This is a genomic window from Mangrovimicrobium sediminis, assembly GCF_004745945.1.
Taxonomy (GTDB): Bacteria; Pseudomonadota; Gammaproteobacteria; order Pseudomonadales; family Halieaceae; genus Mangrovimicrobium; species Mangrovimicrobium sediminis.
Genome location: NZ_SRLE01000002.1, coordinates 212117 through 236938, shown reverse-complemented (window position 1 = coordinate 236938; position 24822 = coordinate 212117). Strand labels below are relative to the sequence as shown.

The 24822-nt window shown below is 65.1% G+C and carries 20 protein-coding genes; 6 read left to right on the top strand and 14 right to left on the bottom strand.

Features of this window, described 5'->3' with window-relative positions:
• Positions 1 to 50 precede the first annotated feature (50 nt).
• Complete coding sequence (locus E4634_RS02680) at positions 51 to 632, top strand: DUF4136 domain-containing protein (protein ID WP_135441045.1); 582 nt, start codon at positions 51 to 53, stop codon at positions 630 to 632.
• 9 nt (positions 633 to 641) lie between these two features.
• Here E4634_RS02680 and E4634_RS02675 read toward each other — a convergent pair whose 3' ends face one another.
• From E4634_RS02675 to E4634_RS02625, 11 genes are all read right to left on the bottom strand, one after another.
• Positions 642 to 1622, bottom strand: a complete 981-nt coding sequence (locus E4634_RS02675; protein WP_135441044.1) for a 2-hydroxyacid dehydrogenase — start codon at positions 1620 to 1622, stop codon at positions 642 to 644.
• Positions 1619 to 2044, bottom strand: a complete 426-nt coding sequence (locus E4634_RS02670; protein ID WP_135441043.1) for an HIT domain-containing protein — start codon at positions 2042 to 2044, stop codon at positions 1619 to 1621. Before E4634_RS02670 ends, E4634_RS02675 begins: the two co-directional genes overlap by 4 nt.
• A 17-nt stretch (positions 2045 to 2061) precedes the next feature.
• Complete coding sequence (locus E4634_RS02665) at positions 2062 to 3270, bottom strand: MFS transporter (RefSeq protein WP_135441042.1); 1209 nt, start codon at positions 3268 to 3270, stop codon at positions 2062 to 2064.
• Entirely contained in the window at positions 3270 to 3833 is a 564-nt protein-coding gene (locus E4634_RS02660) for a UbiX family flavin prenyltransferase (protein WP_135441041.1), read from the bottom strand. The genes E4634_RS02665 and E4634_RS02660 overlap by 1 nt, the downstream gene beginning before the upstream one ends.
• A 115-nt stretch (positions 3834 to 3948) precedes the next feature.
• Positions 3949 to 6015, bottom strand: coding sequence for a TonB-dependent receptor (locus tag E4634_RS02655; protein ID WP_135441040.1), 2067 nt, complete (start codon positions 6013 to 6015; stop codon positions 3949 to 3951).
• A gap of 35 nt (positions 6016 to 6050) precedes the next feature.
• A complete protein-coding gene (locus E4634_RS02650) occupies positions 6051 to 6344 on the bottom strand; it encodes a hypothetical protein (protein ID WP_135441039.1) in 294 nt (97 codons plus the stop codon).
• A gap of 50 nt (positions 6345 to 6394) precedes the next feature.
• A complete protein-coding gene (locus E4634_RS02645; protein WP_135441038.1) occupies positions 6395 to 7249 on the bottom strand; it encodes a YbaY family lipoprotein in 855 nt (284 codons plus the stop codon).
• 107 nt (positions 7250 to 7356) lie between these two features.
• Complete coding sequence (locus E4634_RS02640) at positions 7357 to 8220, bottom strand: alpha/beta fold hydrolase (protein ID WP_135441037.1); 864 nt, start codon at positions 8218 to 8220, stop codon at positions 7357 to 7359.
• Positions 8221 to 8228: 8 nt separating this feature from the next.
• A complete protein-coding gene (locus E4634_RS02635; protein ID WP_240725058.1) occupies positions 8229 to 9791 on the bottom strand; it encodes a class I adenylate-forming enzyme family protein in 1563 nt (520 codons plus the stop codon).
• Positions 9792 to 9887: 96 nt separating this feature from the next.
• Entirely contained in the window at positions 9888 to 12137 is a 2250-nt protein-coding gene (locus E4634_RS02630; protein WP_135441035.1) for a TonB-dependent receptor, read from the bottom strand.
• 156 nt (positions 12138 to 12293) lie between these two features.
• Positions 12294 to 13739: a sodium:solute symporter family transporter gene (locus E4634_RS02625; RefSeq protein WP_135441034.1), complete on the bottom strand. Its 1446-nt coding sequence runs from the start codon at positions 13737 to 13739 to the stop codon at positions 12294 to 12296.
• Between the two features lie 102 nt (positions 13740 to 13841).
• Here E4634_RS02625 and E4634_RS02620 point away from each other — a divergent pair, with 102 nt between their 5' ends.
• On the top strand, positions 13842 to 14525 hold the full coding sequence (locus E4634_RS02620; protein WP_135441033.1) for a TetR/AcrR family transcriptional regulator: 684 nt from the start codon (positions 13842 to 13844) through the stop codon (positions 14523 to 14525).
• 12 nt (positions 14526 to 14537) lie between these two features.
• Here E4634_RS02620 and E4634_RS02615 read toward each other — a convergent pair whose 3' ends face one another.
• Positions 14538 to 14897 carry a hypothetical protein gene (locus tag E4634_RS02615; protein ID WP_135441032.1) on the bottom strand — a complete coding sequence of 120 codons (360 nt, stop codon included), beginning with the start codon at positions 14895 to 14897 and terminating at the stop codon, positions 14538 to 14540.
• A 359-nt stretch (positions 14898 to 15256) separates the two neighbouring features.
• On the opposite strand from E4634_RS02615, the gene E4634_RS02610 reads away from it, so the two are divergent.
• Positions 15257 to 15583 carry a hypothetical protein gene (locus tag E4634_RS02610; protein ID WP_135441031.1) on the top strand — a complete coding sequence of 109 codons (327 nt, stop codon included), beginning with the start codon at positions 15257 to 15259 and terminating at the stop codon, positions 15581 to 15583.
• 165 nt (positions 15584 to 15748) lie between these two features.
• Here E4634_RS02610 and E4634_RS21655 read toward each other — a convergent pair whose 3' ends face one another.
• Positions 15749 to 18568: a beta-helix domain-containing protein gene (locus tag E4634_RS21655; protein ID WP_206046773.1), complete on the bottom strand. Its 2820-nt coding sequence runs from the start codon at positions 18566 to 18568 to the stop codon at positions 15749 to 15751.
• A gap of 115 nt (positions 18569 to 18683) precedes the next feature.
• The gene (locus E4634_RS02600) at positions 18684 to 21740 is read right to left on the bottom strand and encodes a TonB-dependent receptor (protein WP_167854735.1); all 3057 of its coding nucleotides are present in this window, start codon (positions 21738 to 21740) and stop codon (positions 18684 to 18686) included.
• 344 nt (positions 21741 to 22084) lie between these two features.
• Between E4634_RS02600 and E4634_RS02595 the strand changes: the two genes are divergently transcribed.
• The 3 genes from E4634_RS02595 to E4634_RS02585 are packed head-to-tail and all read left to right on the top strand — an operon-like array spanning position 22085 to position 24801.
• Positions 22085 to 22273, top strand: coding sequence for a hypothetical protein (locus E4634_RS02595; protein WP_135441029.1), 189 nt, complete (start codon positions 22085 to 22087; stop codon positions 22271 to 22273).
• A gap of 13 nt (positions 22274 to 22286) precedes the next feature.
• Positions 22287 to 24026, top strand: coding sequence for a bifunctional ornithine lipid synthase OlsF (olsF, locus tag E4634_RS02590; protein WP_135441028.1), 1740 nt, complete (start codon positions 22287 to 22289; stop codon positions 24024 to 24026).
• The gene (locus E4634_RS02585) at positions 24007 to 24801 is read left to right on the top strand and encodes a UDP-2,3-diacylglucosamine diphosphatase (RefSeq protein ID WP_135441027.1); all 795 of its coding nucleotides are present in this window, start codon (positions 24007 to 24009) and stop codon (positions 24799 to 24801) included. Before olsF ends, E4634_RS02585 begins: the two co-directional genes overlap by 20 nt.
• Positions 24802 to 24822: the final 21 nt, after the last annotated feature.

Here is a 24822-nt window from a genome sequence, read left to right as displayed (position 1 = left end):
TGCTACCATTCCCGGCTGACGATCCACTGCCACTGCCCGAGGCCTGCCGCATGCGCCCACTCCATCTCCTGTCGATTCTCTGCCTCCCGCTGTGGCTGGCGGCCTGCAGCAGCATCGAGACCCAACCCGCGGACGCCACGCAATTCGCACAGGGCCAGTACAAGTTCTACACCTGGCGCGACGAGGCCCTGAAAAATCCGCAGAATTCCAGCGACCCGATCTATGTGATGGACGCCGTGCTGCGCCGCGAAGTGGACGCCGCCCTGGCGGAGAAAGGCTATGTGCGTGACGCCGGGCGCGCCCAGTTCGAGATCACCTACCTGCAGGCACCCGGGATCCTGCAGGGCGTGGGCAGCAGCGACGCCTACGGCGGCATCGACCCGATCCCCTCGGCGCGCCCCAACCGCCAGGTCAACCAGGCCATGGTGGACAACGCCCAGGCGCTGTCCGGCGTGCGCGAGACCCACAACATCGCGCTGCTGTTCAACGATGCGGGCAGCCACGACGAGGTGTGGAGCGTGCTGATCACCAAGATCGTCGACAGCGTCAACCAGCCCGACCCCGAGAAAATGGCCAAGGCGATCCGCCAGGGCGTGCGCAAGGGTCTGGGCGAACTGCCCGACGCGCGCTAAACCGCGCCCTCAGCCACCGCGGGCATAGACCTGCGGGTTGGCGCAATGGGGGATCGGTCGGCCGTCCAGCGCGGCCAGCGCATTGTCCACCGCAATATCCGCCATACGCGCCCGGGTCAGCCGGGTGGCACTGCCGATATGCGGGGCGACCACCACGTTGGGCGCCCGCAACAGCGGGTTGTCCACCGCGACCGGCTCACGCTCGAAGACATCGATGCCCGCCGCACCCAGGCGACCCTCCACCAGCGCCGCCGCCAGGGCGGCTTCGTTGACGATGCCGCCACGCGCGGTGTTCACCAGCACCGCGCCGGGCTTCATCTGCGCAATGCGCGCCGCGTCGAGCAGGTCGCGGGTGTCCTCGCACAGGGCCACATGCAGCGACAGGAAGTCGCTCTCGCCGAGCAGGGTGTCCAGTGACACCGGCGTCACCCCCGGCACCTCGCGCGGCGTACGGTTCCAGCCCAGCACGCGCATGCCGAAGCCCGCGGCGCGGCGCGCCACTGCCTGGCCGATCGCGCCCAGGCCCACGATGCCCAGGGTGGCGCCGCCGACATCGATACCGGTGAAAAACTCCGGCGACCAGCGGTTGTCTTCGGTCCACTTGCCCGCGCGCACAAAGGCGTCCGCCTCCACCACCCGGCGCGCCGCCGCCAGCAGCAGGGCGAAGGCGGTATCTGCGGTCGTCTCCACCAGCACCCCCGGCGTGTGGCCCAGGGGGATGCCGCGCGCGTTCAGCGCCTCGACATCCACATGGTCGACACCCACCGACATGCTGGACACGAAAGCCAGTTGCGGCAGGGCGTCGACCAGCGCGCGGTCGATGCGGTCGGTGAGCAGGCAGAGGATGCCCTCGCAGCCGGCGGCGAGTTGCGCCAGTTGCACTGCGGGCAGCAGGCCGGGGCCCGGCCAGGTGAGCAGTTCACAGCGCTGCTCCAGCAGCGCGACGCGCTCGCCCGGGAGTTGGTGGGTGAGCAGGACCCGGGGTTTCACAGCGGCGCTGTCTCCAGGCCGGCCATATGCTCCAGGGTCGTGCGCCACACGCTGAGCGTGGCCGGCGAATAGGCCGCATCGCCCTCGAGATTGCCCCACACCGGGCGCGGCCAGCAGGGGTCGTCGGGCGCGCGCGCCACCACGTGCAGGTGCATCTGCGGCACCAGGTTGCCGATGCCGGCAAAGTTCACCTTGGCGAAGCCCAGCACCGTCTTGACGAAAGCGGAGACCGCGGCGCAATCCGCCAGTACCGCCTGGCGGTGCACCTCGGGCAGGTCGAGGAAATCCTCCAGGCGGGTCTCCGGCACCAGGATAAACCAGGGCACGCTGGCGTTGCGGTGCAGCAACAGGCTGCCGGTCGGCAACTGGCCGAGGTAGTGCGTATCCGCCAGCAGTTGCGGGTGAATGTCAGGCAGTTCCATGGATGCTCGCTCTCCCTCTAGGCTCGCCCTGTGCGCCCCTGGTCCGGGCCGGCCGGTCGCATGCTGGCCGCGCGAGCAGATTCGCGCAAAACCCAGGCGAGGTAAAGCGCCGCGACCGCCGCCCACAGCGCCCAGGTCCAGGCGTAGCCGCACAGGCCCAGGCCCAGGCCGCTGAGCGCCGGCCCCACCACGCGGCCGAACGAGGACGCCGCGGAGGTGGCACCCAGCACCCGGCCGCGATCCGTCTGCGGGCTGCGCTGGGTGATGATGCTGTTGAGCAGGGGAATGCACAGGGTGGCGCCGGACATGGCCAGGAACAGCGCCGCGACCATCGCCGCGGCGTGCCCGCCGGCCACCACGGCGAGGCCGAACCCGCACAGGAACACGCTCACCGTAACGCGCAACAACCGCCACTCGCCCAGCACGCGCACCAGGGTACCCATGGCGCCAGCCTGCAGTACCACCATCAACGCGCCCTGCACGCCGAACACCATACCGACCTCGCGCGCGCTCCAGCCGAGCAGGTCCGCCACCCACAGCGGGAAGATGTAGGTACCGGAGCTGACACAGGCGTTGTGCAGCAGGTACTGGAACACAAACAGGCGATTGCCGCTGCGGCGCAGCATCTGTCCAGTGCTCAGCCGGCCCTCGCGCTGGCGGCGCACCCGGTGCTCCGCCCGCCGCGCGGCGCCGTGCGATTCCGGCAACCAGATGGCAGCGGCCAGCGCGGCGAGCGCCGACATGCCACCGGCGAACAGGCAGGGCAGGGTGAAATTGCCGCTGCCATGGGCCAGCAGGCCACCGATGGTGGGGCCGAGAATCATACCCAGGCCGAAGGCCGCGCCGATCAGCGCCATGCCGCGGGCGCGGTCCGCCGGGCGCGTGATGTCCGCCATCATCGCCGAGGCCACGCCGAGGTTGCCGGCCATGAGACCGGCAAAGGCGCGCGCCGCATAGACCATCCACAGGCTCGTCGCCATGGCCAGGAATATATAAGCGATGACGCTTCCGCACAGGCACAGCAGAATCACCGGCTTGCGCCCGATGCGATCGGACAGCCGCCCCCAGAATATCCCGGACACCCCTGCCGCTGCCGCATAGATCGCGACGATCAGGGCGATGTCGAGCTTGTCCGCACCCAGTGGAGGCGACAGGAAAGGCAGAATGGGAATGACAATGCCGAACCCGACGAGGTCGAGCAGCACCACGCCGAACAGGATGGGCATCAGTGTCCCTGCCAGCGCTGGACCTGTGCAATGGGCAGACCGAACAACTCCAGGGCGCGACCGACACTCTGGGTCACCACCTCGTCGAGGGACTGCGGGCGGGTGTAGAACGCGGGCACCGGCGGCGCGATCACCGCGCCCATCTCGGACAGCGCGGTCATGCTGCGCAGGTGGCCGGTGTGCAGCGGCGTTTCACGCACCATGAGCACCAGCCGGCGGCGCTCCTTGAGCACCACGTCGGCCGCACGCGTGAGCAAGGTGGAGGTCACCCCGGTGGCGATCTCCGCCATGCTGCGCACCGAGCACGGTGCCACCAGCATGCCCTCGGTGAGGAACGAGCCGCTGGCTATGCTCGCACCCACGTCCTTGATCGGGTGCACTTCGTCGGCCAGGTCGCGCAGGGCGTCCAGCGACATGTCGAGTTCGTGGTGCAGGGTCAGCTCGGCGGACTTGCTGACCACGAGGTGGGTCTGCACGCCGTGCTCACGTAACAACTCCAGGGCGCGCACCCCGTAGATGATGCCCGAGGCGCCGCTGATACCGACGATGAGGCGTTTCTGCATGAACTGTATCCTGTAAACGCGACGCCCGGGACAGTGTCCCGGGCGCCGTGAAAGCCGCTGGTGCACGATAGCAAAAATATGCCGCCAGCGCTGTGTCAGGCAATCCGCCGAACGGCTAGAACACCAGGCGCACGCCGGCCTCCACGCCGCGCCCGGCCTCCGGGGCGACCTCGCGCAGGAAGGAAGTGGACAGGCGGATTTCCTCGTCGGTGATGTTGTTCAGCCTGGCGAACAGTTGCAGGTCGGTACCGCCCCAGGTGGGACTGAACTGCACGCCGGCATCCCAGCGTGTATAGCCCGCGGTTTCCTCCTCGTTCTCGCCGGGGCGATCCTGGTCCGCGGCGTCGAGCACCTGGGTCCATACATCCCAGGTCGCATCGCTCCAGCCCAGGCGCGCGCCGACGCGCATGGGCGGCAGGCGCGGCACATCGGCGCCGCCGTCCAGTTCACCGCGAATGGTGTCGCCGAACACGCCCAGGCGCAGCTCGCCGCCGGCGAGGCTGGCCAGGCGGAAATCGCTCTCCACCTCCACGCCGTAGAACTGCGCGTCCTCCTGGGCGTAGCCGTACACCGGGACTTCGTCGACTTCCTGGCCAGTGGCGAGCAGGCCGATATAGTCGCTGAAGTCGTTGTAGAACACGGTCACGCTCACCGAGTTGTCGTCGCCGTACCAGTCCACGGAAAGGTCCAGGTTGGCGGAAACCTCAGTGTCGAGATCGTCGTTGCCCAGTTCGATGGCATTGGTGGCGGCGTGCACCACCCAGGCTTCGGGATCCGTGATACCCGTATTGGAGTACAACTCCTCGATCGCCGGGGCGCGTTCCGCGCGCGACAGCGCGAGGCCGAACTGCCAGGCCGGGCTCAGCGACCAGACCGCGGAACCGGAGGCGCTGAACGCGGTAAAATCGCGATCAGGCGCGCCGCCCCGCGGGTCGCGCTCATCGCGGTCCAGGCGCAGGCCGACCTCGAACAACCAGTCGTCCAGGTGGTAGTCCTCGAGCAGGAACAGGCCCGCCTCGCGCCGGTCGGTCACCGGGATAAAGGCCTCTTCACCGATCGCGCTGAAGCGCCCATCCAGCACCTGCAGGCCGAACACGCCATGCACCGGACCCCAGGGCTGGTGCACCGCTTCCAGGCGCGCCTCCCAGGATTCGTTGGTGTAACGCGTACCGACCTCGCCATTACCCTCGATCTCGGCGTGCTCGTAGTCGGTGTAGCTGACAAAACCGCGCATGACCTCCAACCCGGGCAGGGGCTCGTGCAGGTGCAGTGCGGCGTCGTAGCGGGTCTGCTCGAGGTCGATGCGGATACCCTCCTCGCCGTGCTCGTCCTCGTGCTCTTCGTCGTGATCGCCCTCGAGTTCCTCGTCGTGCTCTCCTTCGAGTTCTTCATCGTGGTGGTGCCCATGCGCGCCGGGGGGAATGCCGTACTCGTTCTCCAGGCGGCTGACGGCGAGGCCGACGAAACCGCTACCGAAGTGGTAGCTGCTGCCCAGGGTCGCGGAGCGGGTCTGGCCATCGGAGTTCTGCAGGGTGCCGCGCTCATCGCGCTCATCGTCGCCGAGCACCGGGTTGCCGGGCACGTCCATCTCCGACCAGTCGCGGTACAGGCCGTCGAAGTGCCAGGCGAAATCGCCGGTGGCGGCCTCCAGCCGGCCGACCACGTTATCCATGTCGGAGGCGGTGTCGCGGCGGTATTCGATACCACCGCTGGGGGCATCCGGCAGTGTTGTTGGCACGCGATTGTCCAGCACGTTGATCACGCCACCGATGGCGCCGCCGCCGTAGAGCAGGGTGGCCGGGCCGCGCAGCACCTCGATGCTGTCGGCCAGCAACGGCTCCACGGATACCGCGTGGTCAGCGCTCAGGGCCGAGGCATCCGCCGCGGTGGTGCCGTTTTGCAGCACGGTGACACGCGCGCCCTGCTGGCCGCGAATCACCGGCTGGCCGACACCCGGGCCGAAGGAAGCGTTGGCCAGGCCGGGTTGGTTGGCCAGGGTATCGCCGATGGTGGCGGACGCGGCGCGGTGCAGTTCATCGCCGGACAGCACGGTGATCGGCAGCGCGGTCTCGGCGGTTTTCTTGTGCAGGGGTACTGTCACCAGTACGTGTTCGATGGGCAACTGCTCCGCAGCCGCCCGCGCCGCGACGAGTGCCGCGGCGATGGGGATCAGGCGTTTCATTGGGTTCTCCTGTGGTTATCGAAAGGTCGATGGTTTCAGGAGTACTGCGGGGGTCCTCTGGCGAGGCGGTGAATGCTGCGGCGGACGACCGCCACTCGCTGGCGCAGGCGCGGCGCGAAAACCGCGACGGCGAACAGCGCGATACCGACCTGCAGCGAGAGCAGGGCGGTGCCGGCGGAACTCTTGCACAGCAGGCACTCGGCGAAGCCGTCGCCGGGCTGGTGCCAGTGCCCCGCCTCCTCGACCTGCAGCGCGGTGACCGACAGCAGCGCGACGAGGGCCAGGAGCCTCGCGGCGCGCAGTGCGGCGGTACGTGCGATCAGGGACATGGAGTCAGGGCGTCAGTGCATCGAGATTAAACGACCATTATACGCCGCGCTCAGGGCAGGCGGAAGGTCGCGACCACCTCTTCGCCGGCCAACAGGGACAGTTCCTCGCCGCTCATGCGGTAGGCATCCACCCGGTCGAGCAGGGCGAGGAAACGCTGTTCCAGCTCGCCGCCATCGACGCAGGCGCGCCGGGTAGCCGCCAGCGGGCCAAACTTGAGCGGCGTGCCGTGGCTGGAATTCCCGTCGTCGGAGAAGCTGCCGCTGTAGCGGTTGCAACCCGAGAACCCGGCGACGCGCTTCTCCTGCGCGTCCAGCACCAGGTCCGCGGGGCGCCCGCCTGCGCCCACGGGTGCGGGTTCACCCTCCAGGGTGACCAGCAGCCAGGCCGGCTGGCCGGACGTTTCCGCGGCCGGGGCGGGCGTCCCGGCCTCCGGCGCCTGTTCCGGGCCGGTTTCAGGCGCGGGTGTCCTGATGCGCGGCGACGGCACCTGGGTCAGCTGGATCGACAGCGGCTCGCCGGTGAACGGCGCGATGAAATCAGTAGTGGTGAACAGCAGTCGCTCCTCCATGCGCACGGTCGCGCGCAGCGCATAGGTACGGCGCTCCTGGATTTGTGCGCTGGGATAGCTGATGGTGAACGACCACGGCGGGGGCGTATCCGGCTGGAAGTTCACACTGGCCAGCACGTCCGCCGGCGCATCCGCGCGGGACACGTCCTGCAACTGCACCTCGACCTCGGCACCCGGGGGAAGCAGCATGCGTTCACGGTAATACAGTTCGCCCTGGATGGTAGTCATGGCGGTGTCCTCCGCGGCAGCCGGCGGGTCCTGGCTGTCGCCGCAGGCGGCGAGCAGCAGCAATGTGCAGGTGAGGATGGCAGTGGAAAACTGCGGGATATGACGCATGGGCGGCTCCGCTGTCGTTGGTATCGTTGGCAGGGAAGCTAACTATAGATCAAAACCACCGCCGGGAAACCCGCGGCCCAGGCGAGTGCGAATCAGGCGAGTGTGAATCAGGCGCTCGCGAACTGTTCCAGGAATGCGTCGATGGCAATGCGCGACTGGGCCTCGTCCAGGGTCGGCGCGTGACCGCGGCCAGGGATCTGCGCGACCAGCAGGTCGGGCTTGCGCTCGCGCATGGTGTCGACACACTGGGGCGCGAGAATATCCGAGTGCGCGCCGCGAATCACCAGTATCGGCAGCGACGCGATCATCGCGAACAGCGGCCACAGGTCCGGTGGCACCGCGCCGCCGGCATCCACCGGCTGGGCGATAGCCGGGTCGTAGGCGGGTACCGGCACGCCGTCCACCTCGCGGTACAGCGCTCGCGCCATCGCCTCCCACTGCGCGGGACTGAAGTCCGGCAAGGCCTCGCCGTTGACCTCCTGGACCTGGGCAATGGCGCCCGCCCAGTCGATGACCGGCGGCGCCTTGCCAACGTACTCCTGGATGCGCTGCAGACCGCGCGGGTCGACCTCGGGGCCGATGTCGTTGAGGATGATGCCGGCGACACGCGCCGGCTGGGTCGCGGCCATGAGCATGGCCATCAGGCCGCCCATGGAAGTGCCGCATAAAATGGCGCGCTGTATATCGAGAAAGTCGAGCAGCGCGAACATGTCCTGGGCATAGGTCAGCGGCGTGTAGTTGTCCGGGTTGCTGTCGTAGTCGGAGTTGCCGCGTCCGCGCACGTCCACCGCCAGCACCCGGAAGCGCTGGGCCAGGTGCGGCGCCAGCTGCGCGAAGTCCGCAGAATTGCGGGTCAGGCCGTGCATGCACAGCACCACCGGCGCGGCGTCGCCGGCAGCGCAGGGATAGTCGCGGGCATACAATCGCAGGCCGTCGGCGCTGCTGTACCAGGTGTCGCGATATTCAATCATGGGCACACTCACTCATAGCGACGCTCGGCGTAACTGGCGCGCAGCTCGCGCTTGAGGATCTTGCCATTGGGATTGCGCGGCAGTTCCTCCACCAGGATCACCTCGGCCAGGCGCTGTTGCTTGCCGAGCAGGCCGTTGGCCCAGGCGCACAGCGCTTCCGCACTCTCGTCAGCAGCCGGCACCGGCACCACCAGCGCCACCGGCGTCTCGCCCCAGCGCCGGCTGGCGAGGCCGATCACCGCGACGTCGTCGATCGCGGGGTGCTCCACCAGCACCGCCTCGATATCCTGCGGGTAGATGTTCTGCCCGCCGGACAGGATCATGTCCTTCTTGCGATCGACGATATAAAAGTAGCCCTGCTCGTCAAAATAGCCGATATCGCCGCTGCGCAGCCACTGCACACCCTGGGTATCGATGAACTCGGCCTCGGCCGTAGCCTTCTCGCGGCCCCAGTAGCAGGGCATGGAGATGCGTCCGCGGGATACAATCTCGCCGGACTGGTTGGCGTCGAGCACCTGCCCGGCGTCGTCGACCACGCACAGGTCGGTGCCCTGCAGCGGACGGCCGACACTGGCCCAGCGGCCTTCCGCCTCTTCAGGCTCCAGGGTGGTGATAATCCCCTCGGTGAGGCCGTACAGCTCGATAATGCCGCAGGGAAAGCAGTCGAAGATGTCCCGCTTGAGCCCCTCGTGCAGCGGCGAACCGCAGCTCATCATGGCGTGCATGCTGGAGACATCGCCGCCGCGGGTCTTCAATACCTCCACCAGGCGCTGGTACTGGATCGGCACCATCGAGGTGTGGGTGATGCGCTCGCGCGCAATGATGTCGATGCTCTCAGCGGCATCGAAACGCGGGCTGACCACCAGCGTGCCGCCCGCCAGCAGCGTGCACAACATGCTCACCCAGGAGATGTTCGAGTACAGGCCGATGGTCAGCAGCGTGCGCGCGGCGCCGTGGTAGCGCAGGCTGACGGCGAGATCGTAGGCCCAGTCGCGACGCCCGCGCTGGGTGTGCAGGATGCCCTTGGGCAGGCCGGTGGTACCGGAGCTGTAGATGATATTGAGTGGCGCGTCATCCGCGAGCTGCAACGGCGGCAGGTGCTCGGGCTGGCCGGCGCACAGTGCTTCCATTGCCGTCCAGTCCTCGGGGGCGTCCCCGGTGACTACCTTGAGCTGCAACTGTGCGGGCAGCGCATCGCCCAGGGCGAGCAGGCGCTGCAGCTGGTCTGGCGTTACTACCACCGCCACGGCGCCGGAATCCTCGAGCATGCCGAGCAGCGCCGGGTCGCTCACCGACAGGTTGATCGGCACCGAGCAGGCGCCGGCGGCCATGATCCCGTACAGCGCCTGCAGCATGGGCAGGCCATTGGACATGACCACCGCAACCCGGTCACCCGGCTGCACGCCGTGCGCGGCCAGGCCGTGCGCGAAGCGGTGATTGGCGGCGCAGAACTCGGCCCAGTTCCAGCGCTGCGCGCCGCAGATCACTGCATCTTTTGCCGCGCGCCACTTGCCGTGCAGGGCCAGGATTTCCGGCAGCAGGGGCGCGCTTGAATCGAAAGTCGTCACCACGTGAGAGTCTCTTGCATCGTCCAGATCAGGCGGAAAAAAAAGCCGCGGGGGGAGCCCGCGGCACAAATCCACCGGGGCTATGCGCCCCGACAGCACCTAGAAGCGGTATTCCACGGTCGCGGTGTAAGTCCGCGGCGGCGCGTAGAAGATCGTCGTGTTGTCTTCCAGGCCGAGCGCCGAGGGGCAGTCCACAAAACCGAAGCAGTAGCCGGAGGACTTGATCTCCTCGTCGGTCAGGTTCTTGCCGTGCAGGCCCAGCAGCCAGGTACCATCGCCGCTCAACCAGACGATGCTGGCGTCGATCACGTCGTAGGCGTCCTGGTCGAGGATCGGCGTGGGCACCTCGAACTGGTAGCTGTCACCCTTGTAGGACCAGCTGGCATTGAAGTTGGTCTCGCCGCCAAACATGTCCATGCGGTAGTTGAAGGCGAGATGCACCTGCTCTTCCGGGGTGTTCTGGATTTCCCGCTGGTCGGCGACGTTGACGTCGTTGAAGATCCACTCCTTGATCTCGGTATCCAGGAAGCTGGCAGAGAGATCCACGCTGAAGTTCTCGGTGAGCAGGAAGCTGCCCTCGATCTCGATGCCGGAGATCTCCGACTCGCCGGCGTTGGTGAGGGTGCCGACGAAGTCGTCACTGATGCCATCGCCGTCGGTATCGATGCCCACCGAACCCGGCACCTGCATGTCCGAGTATTCGCTGTAGAACAGGGCGATATTGGTGATCGCGCGGCCCTCCCAGTAGCGGGCCTTCATGCCGACCTCGTAGGAGTCCAGGGTTTCCGGGTCCACACCTTTTTCCACTTCGGGCGTGAGCAGGTTGGCGCCGCGCGGGTCGAACATGCCGGCCTTGAAGCCCTGTGCGTAGCCGCCGTAGATGGTGATGTCGTCGGTCAGGGCGTAGCTGACGTTCACCCGGGGCGAGAAGTCGGTAAAGGTTTTTTCCGCCTCATAGTCGCTGGTGACGGCATACAGCGGAGCGTCGGCGACACCGAAGAACGGCGAGCCTATGCCCAGGTAGGTGGCGCGGAAGACGTCGGCGCTACGCTGGTCGTCGGTGTAACGACCGCCCACGGCCACGGACAGCTTCTCGGTGAAGTTCCAGGTCAGGTCAGCGAACACGGACCAGGACTCGGTGTTCACCTTGCCACCGGTGAAGGCGGTGACGCCCAGGTTGCCGAGCACCACGTCGAAATCGGTGGTCGCGTCCGCATCCAGGTAGTAGACGCCGCTGACCAGGTTGAAGCGGTCGGTGTTGTACAGGAACTGGAACTCCTGGCTGAACTGCTCGTTCTCATAGATCGCCGGGGCGTCGAGGTCCATACCCGGCAAGCTGTCGAAGTCGATGACGGTGATCGTCTTGTCTTCGCGCTGGGCGGTAATGGAACGCAGGGTAATCGCCTCGCCCAGGTTCCAGTCGACCGACAGCATCATGCCGTCCGCGGTGAATTCGTTCTTGCCATTGATGCCCGCCGTGGACGGCTGGTCCGCGGCGCCGGCCAGGGTGTCGTAGATGTCGCCGAGTACCGGGGCGCCGCTAAAGGCGCCCGGATAGGGGCGATACCCCCCCAGGGGGCCGGAGTCGTCCTCGGTGTCGTCGTAGGCGAAGCGCACCAGCAGGTCCTCGCTGGGTTCGAACTCGGCGCTGATGCGGTAGGCGAAAATGTCCTTGTCGTAGTGTTCTTCGCCAGTGGTCAGGTTCTCGCCGTAGCCATCGCGGGTCAGGGAGGCAACCGTACCGCCAACACGGAAGGTGTCAGTGACCGGCACGGACACGGTACCCACCAGGTCGACCTGGTCGTAGCTGCCGTAGCTGGCCTTCAGCGATCCGCTGAATTCGTCCGACAGGCGCCGGGTAACGTACTTGATCGCGCCGCCGATGGTGTTGCGGCCATACAGGGTGCCCTGGGGTCCGCGCAGCACCTCGATGCGTTCCACGTCGTAGATATCCAGCACATGACCCTGCGGCCGCGCCAGGTAGACGTCGTCCAGGTACAGGCCGACACCCTGCTCGAAGCCGGCTACCGGGTCCTGTTGGCCGACGCCGCGAATGAATGCGGTGAGCGTATTGGTGGTCGCGCGGGAGGCCTCCAGGGTCACGCTGGGCACGGACTGGGCGAGTTCGCGAATGTCGATCGCGCCCCTCAGGGCGAGGTCGTCGCCGGACAGCGCGGTCACTGCGATGGGCACGTCCTGCAGGCTCTCGCTGCGGCGGCGCGCGGTGACCACGACTTCCTCGAGGCCGAAGCCGGGACCGGTGTCCTGCGCCTGCACACTGGGCACGGCGGCGACGGTTGCCAGCGCGAGCGCTGCATACAGGGGTGAATAGGCGATACCTGGTTTCATTGTGACACCTCTTGGGCTGATTATTCTGTGGGCGTTGCTTAACATTATTCGCGGCAATGCCCGGTCGCCGCGCTTTGATCTATTAATTCAACATTCGTTGAATTTCAGCGCAAGGTAGTTCAACAGATGTTGAATTGTCAAGCGCGAAATATCCCCTCAACCGGCGCCGCCGTGCACCTCGCGCTCGCCGCGGGTGACGAACAAACCTCCTGTACCAAAGGCCAGCGAGGCAAAAATCGCGTAGGTTGCGGATACCGCCGGGTTTTCCACACCGGCGGCCAGGTTGAGGAACAGGTGCAGGAACAGGCCCACCAGCGCCGCGCCCGCCACCACCCACAGGGGTATGTGGCGGCGCACCAGCACGCCGAACACTACCGGCACAGTGGAGGCCGCGGCCAGGCCATAGACACCCTTTTGCGCGAACAGGCCGATCAGCGGTGGCGGGTTCCAGGCCAGCCAGGCGCCGATCACCCCCACCGCGACCAGCACCCAGCGCGACAGCGCCAGGGCATTGGTGCGGCCGCGCGACAGGGGCGCGACAATGTCGTTGACCACCATCGCCGACAGCGCGACGAGGATACCGTCCAGCGTGCTCATGCCCGCCGCCAGTAAAGTGACGAACACGAACACCAGCGCGTACTCCCCCCAGGGGGATGCGGCAAACTCGTGCAACAGGTACTCGCGCACCACCGCGTCCTGGGCGCCCACCTCGATGCCCGACAGGCGCGCGTAGAACCCGATCATCAGCATCAGGGTGAACAGCGAACCCACCACCACCGTGGTGCCAATGAATTTTGTGATGTCCTTTTCACTGCGCAGGTAAAGCACCTTGGTCAGGATGTGCGGCTGCAGCATCAGGGCGAAGGTCACCACGAAACCGCTGACGAAGACGGAGAAGAAATCGAAATACAGCCGGCTGCTGTGGTTGAACGGCGCGGCGTAGTCGGCACCCACCGAGCGCAGTGCGCCGAAGACGTCGCCGTCGAAGTACTTCCAGCCCTGCACGAACAGCACCGCGGTCACCAGCATCATCATGATGCCCTGCAGCGAGTTGGTGTAGGCGTGCGCGTAGGTGCCGCCCATGAGTACGTAGGAAAAGACGAACACCAGCACCAGTACCAGCGCGGTCTTCTGCCCCACCGGGAACAGGCCGGTGACCAGCAGGCTGCAGCCGACCAGGATAAGCACCACGAAAGTGATCGACAGCAGGTTGATAAACGCAAAAAACAGGCTGAAACCGCGGTGGTTGTAGCGGTAGAAGATCCACTGGGGAATGGTCAGTGCAGCGTTTTTCTCGCCCAGGCGCAGGAAGCCCCGGGTGAGCACCAGGAACGCGGTGAGGATACCGAGCGAGCCGGCCACGCCGTAGTGCAGGTAGGCGGCGAGTCCGTCCGTGTAGACAAACCCCGGGTTGATGACAAAGGTCGCGGTGGAGGAGATCGACGCCGCCAGGGTGATGCCGACAAGATACGGACTCATGTCCTTGTTGCCGATGGAGAACCCCTCCACCGAGCGGGTCCGGCGCATGCCGCGCCAGGACAGCCAGTACACCAGCAGGGCGTAACAGCCGACGATCAGGTACTTGAACAACTCCGGTGTCATGGCGGGCACTCACGCGGTCATGGTTATTGTGAGCGCAGCATATTCAACAAGCGTTGAATATGCAACTGTGGTAACCTGCCCTCCCCTGGCATTCGAACGACGATGAGCAAACGATCCCCCAGCCCGAAGAGCGAGCGCATCCTCGACGTCGCCGAGGAACTGTTCGCATTGCACGGCTATGACGGCGTTACCCTGCGACAGATCGCCACCGGCGCCGGCGTCGACGTGGCGCTGGCCAACTACCACTTCGGCAAGAAACTCGACCTGTTCCGCGCGGTGTTCGATCGCCGCTCGGTGGAGCTCAACCAGTCGCGCCTGCAGGCACTGCGCCAGTTCCAGGCGGAGGCGGGGCCGCAGGGGCCCAGCGTGGAGCAGATCATCGAGGCATTTACCCGGCCGCTGGAGATCGCCCAGCGCGATGGCGACAGCGGCTGGGCCAACTACCTGGCCCTGGTCGCCTACATCAACAACTCGCCCTACTGGGGCCCGAAGATGATGACCAAGCTGTTCGACAAGCTGGTGCTGGAATTCATCGAGGCCCTGCGCACGGCGCTGCCCGACGCCCGCGAAGAGGATATTTTCTGGTGCTACCAGAACCTGTCGGGGTCACTCACCCTGGCGCTGGCGCGCACCGGCCGCATCGACAAACTGTCCGGGGGAACCTGCCGCTCCAGCGATCTCGGCGCGGCCTTCGACCGCATGATCCCGTTCACCGCGGCGGGGTTTCGCGCGGTCTGCCAGAAGGGAGCCCGGACGGGAACAACAAGGAAGAAACGCAGCCGCTGAAGGCGGCGGCGGTCAAAGCTGCCAGGTCGCCTGCTGGTAGCCCTGCTCGGCGCAGGAGCGGCTGGCGACGAACTGCTCGAGTCGATCATTGACCTGCAGTGCGTCGTCATCGGCGATGTCAAACATCAGGCCATCCACGTAACCCAGCGCCTTGGACAGGATGTTATCCCGCTCTGCCTCGTCAAAGCCGTCCAGCACGTCGTGGGTGCGGCTGCCGTATTCCACCTCGCTGAGATAGCCCAGGGACTGCTCTGCGAGCACGCAGGCGAGCTGGCGGGAGGCGGAAAATTCTTCCGGTGCGAGGGACAAGGCCGCGGCGGGCAGTGCGAGAAGACACTGCAGGAGCACGGCGGGGAACAGGATTTTCCGCATAACTGGCTGATATTCCGATGTTTTTTCAGAAAAGGGCAAAAACAGTCTGCCCGATTCCGCGAAGATACCCGCCAATCGTTACACTATTGTGACTATATTCTTACAGCAGTCCGGACTGCGGGATATGCTGCCCGGGTCCACTTCCAGAAGGCCGTGAACTACATGACATAATCATGTAATAAATATGAATTTTTTATGACAACGATAGATGGCCGGGTCGCTTTGTGCGTATCCTGCGCTCAATGTCGTCTAGCAATCCAATGCTACAAGAATGTGACAGTTACATGAATTCAACGGCGTGAGCCGTCACGCGGGTGCCCAGCGGTTGAGTTGCGCCCCATAGCAAGGAGGTAGTTACCATGAATAAGTTTGCCATTGCCCTGTCCACCATCGCCCTGGCCGCCGCGGCCGGCACTGCCAGCGCGGGTCCGCGCGACTGCCTGCTCGAGGGCACGGTCGCACGCTCCGGCGAGGGCGCCGAACAGGCGACCACCGTGCAGTTCCACTCCATGTCCAAATACGACGAGGAATCCCGCTGCCGTGTACGCCGCGGCGAGAAGCTGGAATTCCAGTTGCCCTCGGATCCGCGCGTGACCAACGCGCCGGAAGGCAGCGAGGTCAAGCTGCGCTACCAGGAGAACAAGGACGGCAGCGTCCAGACCCGCCTGATCAGCGTCGGAACCTGAGTCGCAGATAAACTCGCGGGCATAAAAAAGCCGGCTGTGAAGCCGGCTCAATACACCTAGATTTTTTCATCGATCCACGCGTCCTTCCGGGCGCGTTTTTGGTTTTGCTGTGAGAGAGGGGTCAGAGTCGCGACTCTGACCCCGGTTCGGCTATTGCCCCGAAGCTTACAGCGCGCCCGGGATCGTCCAGCCGCTCCACCAGGCAGCGCCCGCTGACGTGCCCGGCTCGACCGCGCCGACGAAGTCGGTCTCGTCGAAGACGAAGCCGGAACCGTTGTCCACCGCAGTAATGCTCGGCGGGGTCACCAGGGCTTCGGCGTCGGTCAGCGCGTAGGCGCCATCGACGGTTACGCCGGTGTTGGTGGACTCGCCCGCGTTCACTTCGGTGTCAGCCTCGCGCTTGTTGTAGAAGCCGTCGGCACACTCGCCAAGCACGTTCACCAGGGTGACGTCAGACTCGACGATCAGGCTGTCATCGCCATTCACGTCGGCGTCGTCGATGCGCACACAGCCCACATCGAAGTCGCGCACCGCGGTGTTGAAGATGGAGACCATCAGCGCACCGCGCAGGCGCATGCCAGGCTGGGCGCCGGCGTCGCTCTCGGTGTTGTTGTTGACGTCGCTACCCAGGACCAGGATGTTGGCCAGGACTGCCTCGGTTTCCGGGACATACTCGTCATCGGAGGAGTTGGCCTCGATGCCGCGCGGGTCGTTGGAGCCGGTGGGCGCAGACTTGTTCGGGTTCTTGCGCACGATGGCGTACTGGATGTTGCCCTTGTAGCCTTCGTCGAAGTCGATGTCGTCATCGTCGTTGTTGGTCAGCACTGCGTACTTGACGTTGACGGTACCGCCGAACCACTCGATGCCATCGTCCAGGTTGCCGTGGACATGGATGTACTGGATATCCGTGCCGTAGCCGACGCCCTGCAGGGTGAGGCCGTTGATCTCGTTGTTCGGACCGGCGACCAGGCCGCCCTCGGCGATGCGCACGTAGCGCAGCATGCCGCTGTTGTCCGCGGGATCGTTGCCACCGTAGTTGCCGACGATAGTGCCGCCTTCGCCAACCACGTTACACACAGTGCCGGAACCGAAACACGGACCGGTACCGCCCTGGCCGTACTGCGGGGCGAAGCCCTGGATGATCACGCCGCCCCACTCGCCTTCGCCGTCGAAGTCGTCGTCGAGGCTGGAGAAGGTGATCGGGCTGGCCGCTGAACCTACCGCCATCAGCTTGGAGCCGCGGGTAACCAGCAGTGAACCGTCGTCGAAGGCTTTCACCTCCACGCCGGGGCGGATGGTCAGTGTCACACCTGCATCGCGCACGGCCTGTACGTCAGCGTCGTTGTTCACGGTGCCGTTGCCGGTACCTACAATCACTTCACCGGACAGGCGCCATTCGACACCGGCGACAAAGGTGTAATCCTGGTCGATCACGCCTTCGACGGTGCACTGGGTCTGGTCGGCGTTACAGCTGACGAAGCTGGCGTCCTGCACCGGCTCGCTCTCGCCCACGGAACCTTCGATGGTCCAGCCCTGCCACCAGCCGGTGGAGGCCGCGGGATCAACAGCACCCACGTAGTTGGTCTCTTCGAACACGAAGCTGGAGCCGTTGTTGGCCGGCATGATGGTCGGCGCAGAGCCCAGCATAGCCGCCGGCTCGTTGATCGCCAGGGTGTCGCTGTAGGTCAGGGTCTCCATCACAACGTTGCTCTCGGCGTCGGCCGCGCGCTTGTTGTAGATGCCCCCTTCACAGTCGTTGAGCACGTTGGTCAGGCTGATCATGGAGGGCACGATGACTGAGCCGTCGCCGTTCACGTCGGCGTCGTCGATGCGGATACAGCCCGCGTCGAACCAGGCGACAGAGGTGTTGAAGATGTTGGTGTTGACCGCACCGCGCAGGCGCATGCCAGGCTGGGCGCCGGCGTCGCTGTCGGGGTTGTTGTTCACCGGACCGCCGATGATGGTCACGTTGGAGATGACTGCCTCGGTCTCGGGCACGTACTCGTCGTCAGAGGAGTTGGCCTCGATGGCGCGCGGGTCGTTGGAGCCGGTGGGCGACTCTTTCTCCTGGTCCTTGATGACGATGGCGTACTGGATGTTGCCCTTAAAGCCTTCGTCGAAGTCGATATCGTCATCGTCGTTGCCGGTCAGCACCACGTGCTTGACGCTGGCGGTGCCGCCGAACCACTCGATGCCGTCATCCAGGTTGTTGTGCACCTGTACGTACTCGATCTCAGTGCCGTAACCCACGCCCTGCAGGGTCAGTCCGTTGATCTCGTTGTTCGGGCCGGCCACCAGGCCACCCTCGGCGATGCGCACGAAGCGCAGTACGCCGCTGTTGTCGGAGGGGTCGTTACCGCCGTACACCGCAACCTCGGTGCCGCCCTCACCCTCGACGTTACACACTTCGCCGCTGCCGAAGCAGGGGCCGGTGCCGCCCTGGCCATACTGCGGGGCGAAACCCTGGATGATCACGCCACCCCATTCGCCCAGGCCGTCGTAGTTGTCGTCCAGGGAGCTGAAGGTGATGGGGTCGCTCGCAGTGCCCTCGGCCATCAGCATGGAGCCGCGGGTTACCAGCAGGGCGCCGGTGTCGAAGGCGCGGATGTCGGTGCCCGGCTCGATGGTCAGCGTTACGCCGGCATCCTTGATCGCCTGCACGTCGGCCATGTCGGCGACATTCTGGTTGCCGTTGCCGACGCGGACGGTGCCGTCGAGGCGCCACTGCACGGTCACGATCAGGGTGTAGTCCTCGTCGATCACGCCGGAGATGGTGCCCACGGAGCAGTCGTCGTTGAAGCTGACGAAGTCGGCCTCAACCACCGTGTCGCAATCGCCGTTGGTCGGTTCGTTGGGACCGGGAACATTGGGCTCGCTCGGGCCCGCATCGATATTGATGGTTACGTCGTCACCCTCGTCACCGCTACAGCCGGCAAGGGCTGTTGCGGCGAGAAGGACCGCTACCATGAGTTTGCGCTGTAACATGGATATTTCCTTTAACAGTTAACAGTCAGAAGAATGTTGGTTAATCGGTTTCCCGTCTTGCATCGAAACGATGCCCCTACCACTGCCCGCGAAAGCCGCGCTGCCGCTTCGCCCATCACAGGAATTCGTAGTTAAGCGTCACGCCGATCGAAGTACCGGTCTGGTAGCTCTCGATGGTCCTGCCGTTCTGCTCGTAATCCACTTTCTCGTTGAGTAGATTCTTGATCGCCGCTTCGACGGTGAAGTTTTCGCCGAACATCTTTTCGTAGGTCAGGTCGATCAGTACCCTGCCCGCCTCGATCTCGGGGCCGGTGGCCGCGCCGCGGGCGATGCGGAAGATGCGGTCGTCGAACCAGTTCACTAGGAAGGTGAATTTCTGGTCAGTAGGGTAGTGGTCGAAGCCGATCTGGATGTTGGCCAGCCACTCGGACTGGCCCTGCAACTGGCGACCGTTGGCCGCGGCGCCCTCGAGGCGCAGGGAATCCGGACCCAGTTCAACCTCGGAGTCGATGTAGGAGATGTTGCCGCCGACGAACAGCAGGTAATCGGCCTCGTCCAGCAGGTCCATCTGGCCGTCCAGCTCGACGCCGAGCAGGTCCGCGGAGTCCTGGTTGCGGAAGGTGATACCGCTGGCCGCGGAGCCGGAGGCGTCGGGCAGTGCAGTCTCGATCGGCTTGTCGATCTTCTTCGAGAACACCGCCAGCGACACGCTGCTGGTCTCGGCGAAGTAGTACTCGACACGCAGGTCCAGGTTCTCGATGGTGGAGACATCGAGGTCCGGGTTACCGAAGATCGGGTCGTCGGTTTCCGGGTCGTAGGACAGCGACTCGGAACGCTCGATCAGGCCCGGGTAGGAGACGGTCTCGCTCCAGCCGCCGCGCACCTGGATCTCCTCGGTGGGGCGCCAGGTCAGGGCGAATGCCGGGTACCAGTCGTCGGCCTCGAGCAGGTTGTCCGCGCCGGTCTGGTTGGGGTAGGACAGCTCCTGGGAGAAGTCCTCGTAGCGCGCACCCAGGGTCATGCTCCAGTCCTCGCCGAACTCGGTGTCGGTGGTGAGGTAGTAGGCCTTGATCTCCTCGGTGGAGTCGTAGGAGTCGGTGTCCGCGGTGTTGGCCGCCAGGCGCACGCGATCCAGGGCGAAGTTGTAGTAGGGCAGGATGTCCTTCTCCAGGTCTTGGTCGATGCCCAGCGAGATATCGCGGCGGTCGCCGAGGCGGATACCGAAGCGATACTGCTCCACTTCACGCTCCTTGTCCGACCACAGCACACCGGCCTTGAAGTCGGTGCTGGAGAGCTGGCCCCAGTCCAGGGTGAAGGTGTAGTCCAACACCACGTCGATGGCGTCTTCCTCGAGCTCCGACCAGCGGCGCTCGAAGGCGGAGGTGGACAGGTTGCCGTTGAAATAGGTGTACTGGCGGCGGTCCGGCTCGTCGCGGTTGGTGCGCGAGTAGGCCACACGCCAGTCGATAGCGTGCATGCCGTGGTCCAGGTCCCAGTCGTTGTGGCCGGTGAAGGCCTGGGAGAAGAACTGGCGCTCGACGTACTGGAAGATGGTCTTGTCGACTTCGCTGCCCTCGAGATCGACACCCACTTCGTGACGGGTGGTGTCGTCGGTGCTGCGCAGCAGGGTGGTCTTGCTGAGGATCTCGTTGGCGGCGCCGTACTCGTAGCCGACCACGCCGTAGCCGTTCACGTTGACGGTCTCGCTGGCGCGGTTGTAGAAGCCGGTGGTATCCAGCGGGTTGGTCAGCTCGGCGTCGCCGCGATCGCTGGTGCTGTAGTCGTAGTCCGCGGCGAGGTAGTAGCCCCATTCGTTGGAGCTGTCGCCGGCCTGCAGGCGGTCACCAAAGGCCACCGAGACACCGCCGTCGGGCAGTGCGGTCTTGTCCTTCAGGTTGTAGTCATCCTGGAACTTCACGCCCAGCTGTGCGGCTTCCAACTCGGAGGTACAGCGCACAGGGTCGACAGACGGATCACAGATGGTCAGCGAGCGGCCGCCGTCAGTGGCATTGACCACACTTTGCGGCAGCTTGCGCAGGCCGCTGTCAAAGCCCGCCCAGTCGGTGTTGCTGCCGCGATGGGAGACGATGTCGTCGCCGGTGAAGTCGAAGTTGTAACCAAGGGAACCCGAGACCTTCAGCACGCGTTCGTCGGGAATGCCCTTGGTCAGGATCTTGATCGAGCCGCCGGTGGTGGTGGCCAGCTGGTCCGGGGTATAGGACTTCTGGATCTCGATGCCACCGAGGATGTTGGTCGGGAACAGGTCGAGCTGCACGTCGCGGCGCTGCGGGTCGGTACTCGGCATCAGCAGGCCGTTCAGGGTGCTGGAGATGTAGCGGCCGTCGAGGCCGCGCACCGTGGCGTATTTGTCGTCGGTAACCGCGACGCCGACCACGCGGTTCAGCGCGGAGGCCACGTCGCTGTCGCCGAAACGCTCGAGCTGGGCGACGTCGATCGCGTTAGTGATGGTGGTGGCGAAGCGCTCGATGTCCGCGGAATTCTCGGTCGCCTGGAACACGCCCATGACGATAACTTCCTCGACCTGGGTCGAGGGCAGGGCGACCGAAGTGCCAGCCGGGGTCGGCTCGCGCAGGGTCACACCCACGGTCACGCCCATGTCCGCCATCACGTGTAGGCGGCCCATGGTGGCGTCGTTATAGCCCTCGGCAGACACCTCCAGCGGATAGTCGCCGCGCGGCACCTGCAGCACGTAGATGCCGTCGGCATCGGTGGTGGCACTGGCGCCCGAGCCGGGTGCGGTCACGGTGGCGCCCGCAATCGGAAGGCCCGCGACGTCGGTGACGGTACCGGTGATGTAGCCGCTCGCGCCGGTCGCGCCCTCATCGAACTTGCGAATATCGATGACCGGCTCGACACCTTCAGCCTCGTGGAACACCACGCGGACTTCGACATCTTCATCGGCTGAGGATGAGAAAGTGACGGGCAGCGTGATGTCGTCGTCGGACAACTCGAGTTTGTGCTCGCCATCGCCGACCAGAGTCTGGGCGGCGCCCCGTTCATTGGTGACACCCAGCGGCACATCGTCCAGCGTCACGTAGACGCCGCTCAGGGGCGCTTCGTCGAGGAACACCGCGACATAGACCGTAGCGGCCAACACCTGATGTGACATCAGGGACAGGGCTATCCCCACAAAGCTGATGAATCTCTTCATAAAAATGGACGCCTCAGGACCGGCTGTTCGTTGAAAAAGCAATAGTTGGCGGGCGGCGCACCGACAAAGCGCGCAGCAGCATCCGCACAACTGGATAACAGGCGGCATGCTAAAAGCGCGAGGTGACGGAAATGTTATTGATATGTGACGGTTCGATGACAATTAGCAACCGCTAGCAAAACGTGCCCTGAATGGCGCAAAAGTAGCTAGAAACGTGCAGCAAATGTCACACAAAGTAAGACGAATACTGCGGCGGTGGGCTCTTCATAAAAGCTTCACCGCCAGTTCGTCCCCCTGTAACACGCAAAGGCGATGCTGCCGGCAAAAGTCGGGAGGGGACTCCGATGAGCAGAAACCAGCAACGCATGAACGAGAGCGAAAAGAACCGTATGCGCGAAGAGATTGACGCGCAGATTCGCGACTACCTGCAACGCGGCGGCAAGATCGACGTACTTGCCTCCGGCCAGCACCAGAGTGGTCGCAGTATCGGTTCGGTGTGGCACAGCGAAGACATGCCACAGATCGAACAGTAGGGAGAGCGCCGCCTTGTTGGAAATACAGGCGTTCCTCGAACGCCGCTACCCCGATTTTGTCCAGCGCCACCAGCGCGTGTCGCGCACGCTGGGCCGCTTCCTGGGCTTTCTCTTTTACGAATCGCGTTTCCAGCAATTTGAAAGGGACTACCCCCACCTGCGCGGCTTCGACTTCATCGAGCAGACGCTGCGCTACTTCGATTTCACGCTGCGCCTGACCGACAAGGAGCGCGCTCGCATCCCCGCCTCCGGGCGCGTGGTAATCGCCGCCAATCATCCCATCGGTTCGCTCGACGGCCTCGCCCTCCTGCAACTGGTGCGCCAGGTGCGGCCGGATGTAAAAGTAGTCGCCAACGAGGTACTCGGTGCCCTGCAGCCGCTGGACCCGGTACTGCTGCCGGTGCACAACATGGGCGGTTCGACGCCGAAGAAGAACCTCAAGCGCATTCGCGAACACCTGGAACAGGACGGCGCGCTGATTATCTTCCCCGCCGGGGAGGTATCGCGTTTCGGCGCCAAGGGCGTGCGCGACGGCGAATGGCAGAACGGTTTTATCAAGATCGCCTCGGCCACCCGCTCGCCGATCCTGCCGGTGTTCGTGGCCGGGCGCAATTCGCTCTTCTTTTACAGTCTTTCATTCCTGGCCCGCCCGCTCTCTACCCTGTGGCTGGTGCGCGAGATGTTCAAGCAAAGCCACAACACCGTGGACGCACGGGTAGGCAACCCGATTCCCCACGAGCACTACGCGGGTCTGGGCGTGTCCGCCAAACAGCTGGCCGGTATGTTCCGCAAGCACGTGTACCGCCTGGCGCGCGGCGGCAAGCCGATCTTCCAGTCGGTGGAAACCGTTGCCCACCCGGAGAACCGCCTGCTGCTCAAGCGCGAGATCGAGGCTTCCGAGCAGCTCGGCGAAACCGGTGACGGCAAGCTGATCGTGCTGTGCCGCATGCAGGATTCGCCCTGTGTCATGCGCGAGATCGGCCGCCTGCGCGAGCTGACCTTCCGCGCCGTGGGCGAGGGCACCGGCAAGCCGCGTGACATCGACCGCTACGACAGCCACTACCAGCAACTGGTGCTCTGGGACAGCGAGAGCCTGGAAATCGCCGGCGCCTACCGCCTGGGCGAAGCGGACAAGCTGCTGCAGACCCAGGGCGTGGCGGGCCTGTACTCGAGCACCCTGTTCAACTACGGGCCGAACCTGCGCCCGATCATGGAGCAGGGCCTGGAACTGGGGCGCAGCTTCGTGCAGCCGAAGTACCAGAACCGCAACAGCCTGGACTACCTGTGGTTCGGCATCGGCGCCTTCGTGCGCAAGTACCCGCGCTACCGCTACCTGTTCGGGCCCGCTTCAGTGAGCGCCCTGTACGGTGAGGACGGCATCGCGCGCATCGCACACTTTCACCACCTGTACTATGGCAACCCGGATCTCGAGGCCAGCGCACGCACGCCCTTCGTCATCCCGCCGCAACTGCAGGCACAGTTCGCCAGCGAATTCAGCGGCGCGGACCACGACGAGGACTTCCGCGCCCTGCGCGACGCGCTGGCCGAGAAGGGCCTGCCCGTCCCCACGCTGTACAAGCACTACGCCTCGGCCATGGAACCCGGCGGCGTGAGCTTTACCGCGTTCAACGTGGACCACGAATTCGGGGACTGTGTCGACAGCCTGGTGTTGGCCGACCTGAGCAAACTCAAGCCGAAGAAGCGCAAACGCTACCTTGGGGAGGGCAGCACTGATGAACGCACAAAGACCTGACGGCCACATCGACTGCGAGACCCTGTGGATTTCCGACGTCCACCTGGGCAACGTCCACAGTAAAGCGGAACACCTGCTGCAATTGCTCAAGCGGGTGCACTGTAAAAAGCTCTACCTGGTCGGCGACATCGTCGACGTCTGGGCCATGCACCGCCGCGTCTACTGGCCGGAGGCGCACAACGCGGTGCTGCGCGAACTGCTGAAGAAATCCCGCGCCGGGGTCGAGGTGATCTACGTGCCGGGCAATCACGACCAGAACTTTCGCGAGTTCTGCGGCAGTGAGTTCGGCAATGTCTCCCTGCGCGAGCGCGCCGTGCACACCACCGCAGACGGCCGCCGCTTCCTGGTCATCCACGGCGACGAGCTGGACTTCGCCGTGCGCTACAGCCGCATCAACCGCTGGATCGGCGACATCGCCTACGACATGGTGATGATGCTCAACCGCATGCTCAACCACCTGCGCGCCCTCAGCGGCCGGCCCTACTGGTCGCTGGCCGGCTGGCTGAAATCCCACGTCGCCCAGGCCGAGCAGGCGATCAACGCCTACCAGCAGGCGGCGGTCAAGCTGGCGGCGGATACGGGCTACGACGGGATTATCTGCGGGCACCTGCACCACCCGGTGGTGAAGCAGTACGACCAAGTGCTCTACTGCAACGATGGCGACTGGGTGGAAAACTGCACGGCGCTGGTGGAGGACGCCCGCGGGCAACTGCACCTGATCAAGGCGGTGAGCCTGGACGCGCGGGTCAGCGAGCTGATCCTGGCGGCGGCCTGAAGCGCCGGCTGGCAGCCGCCG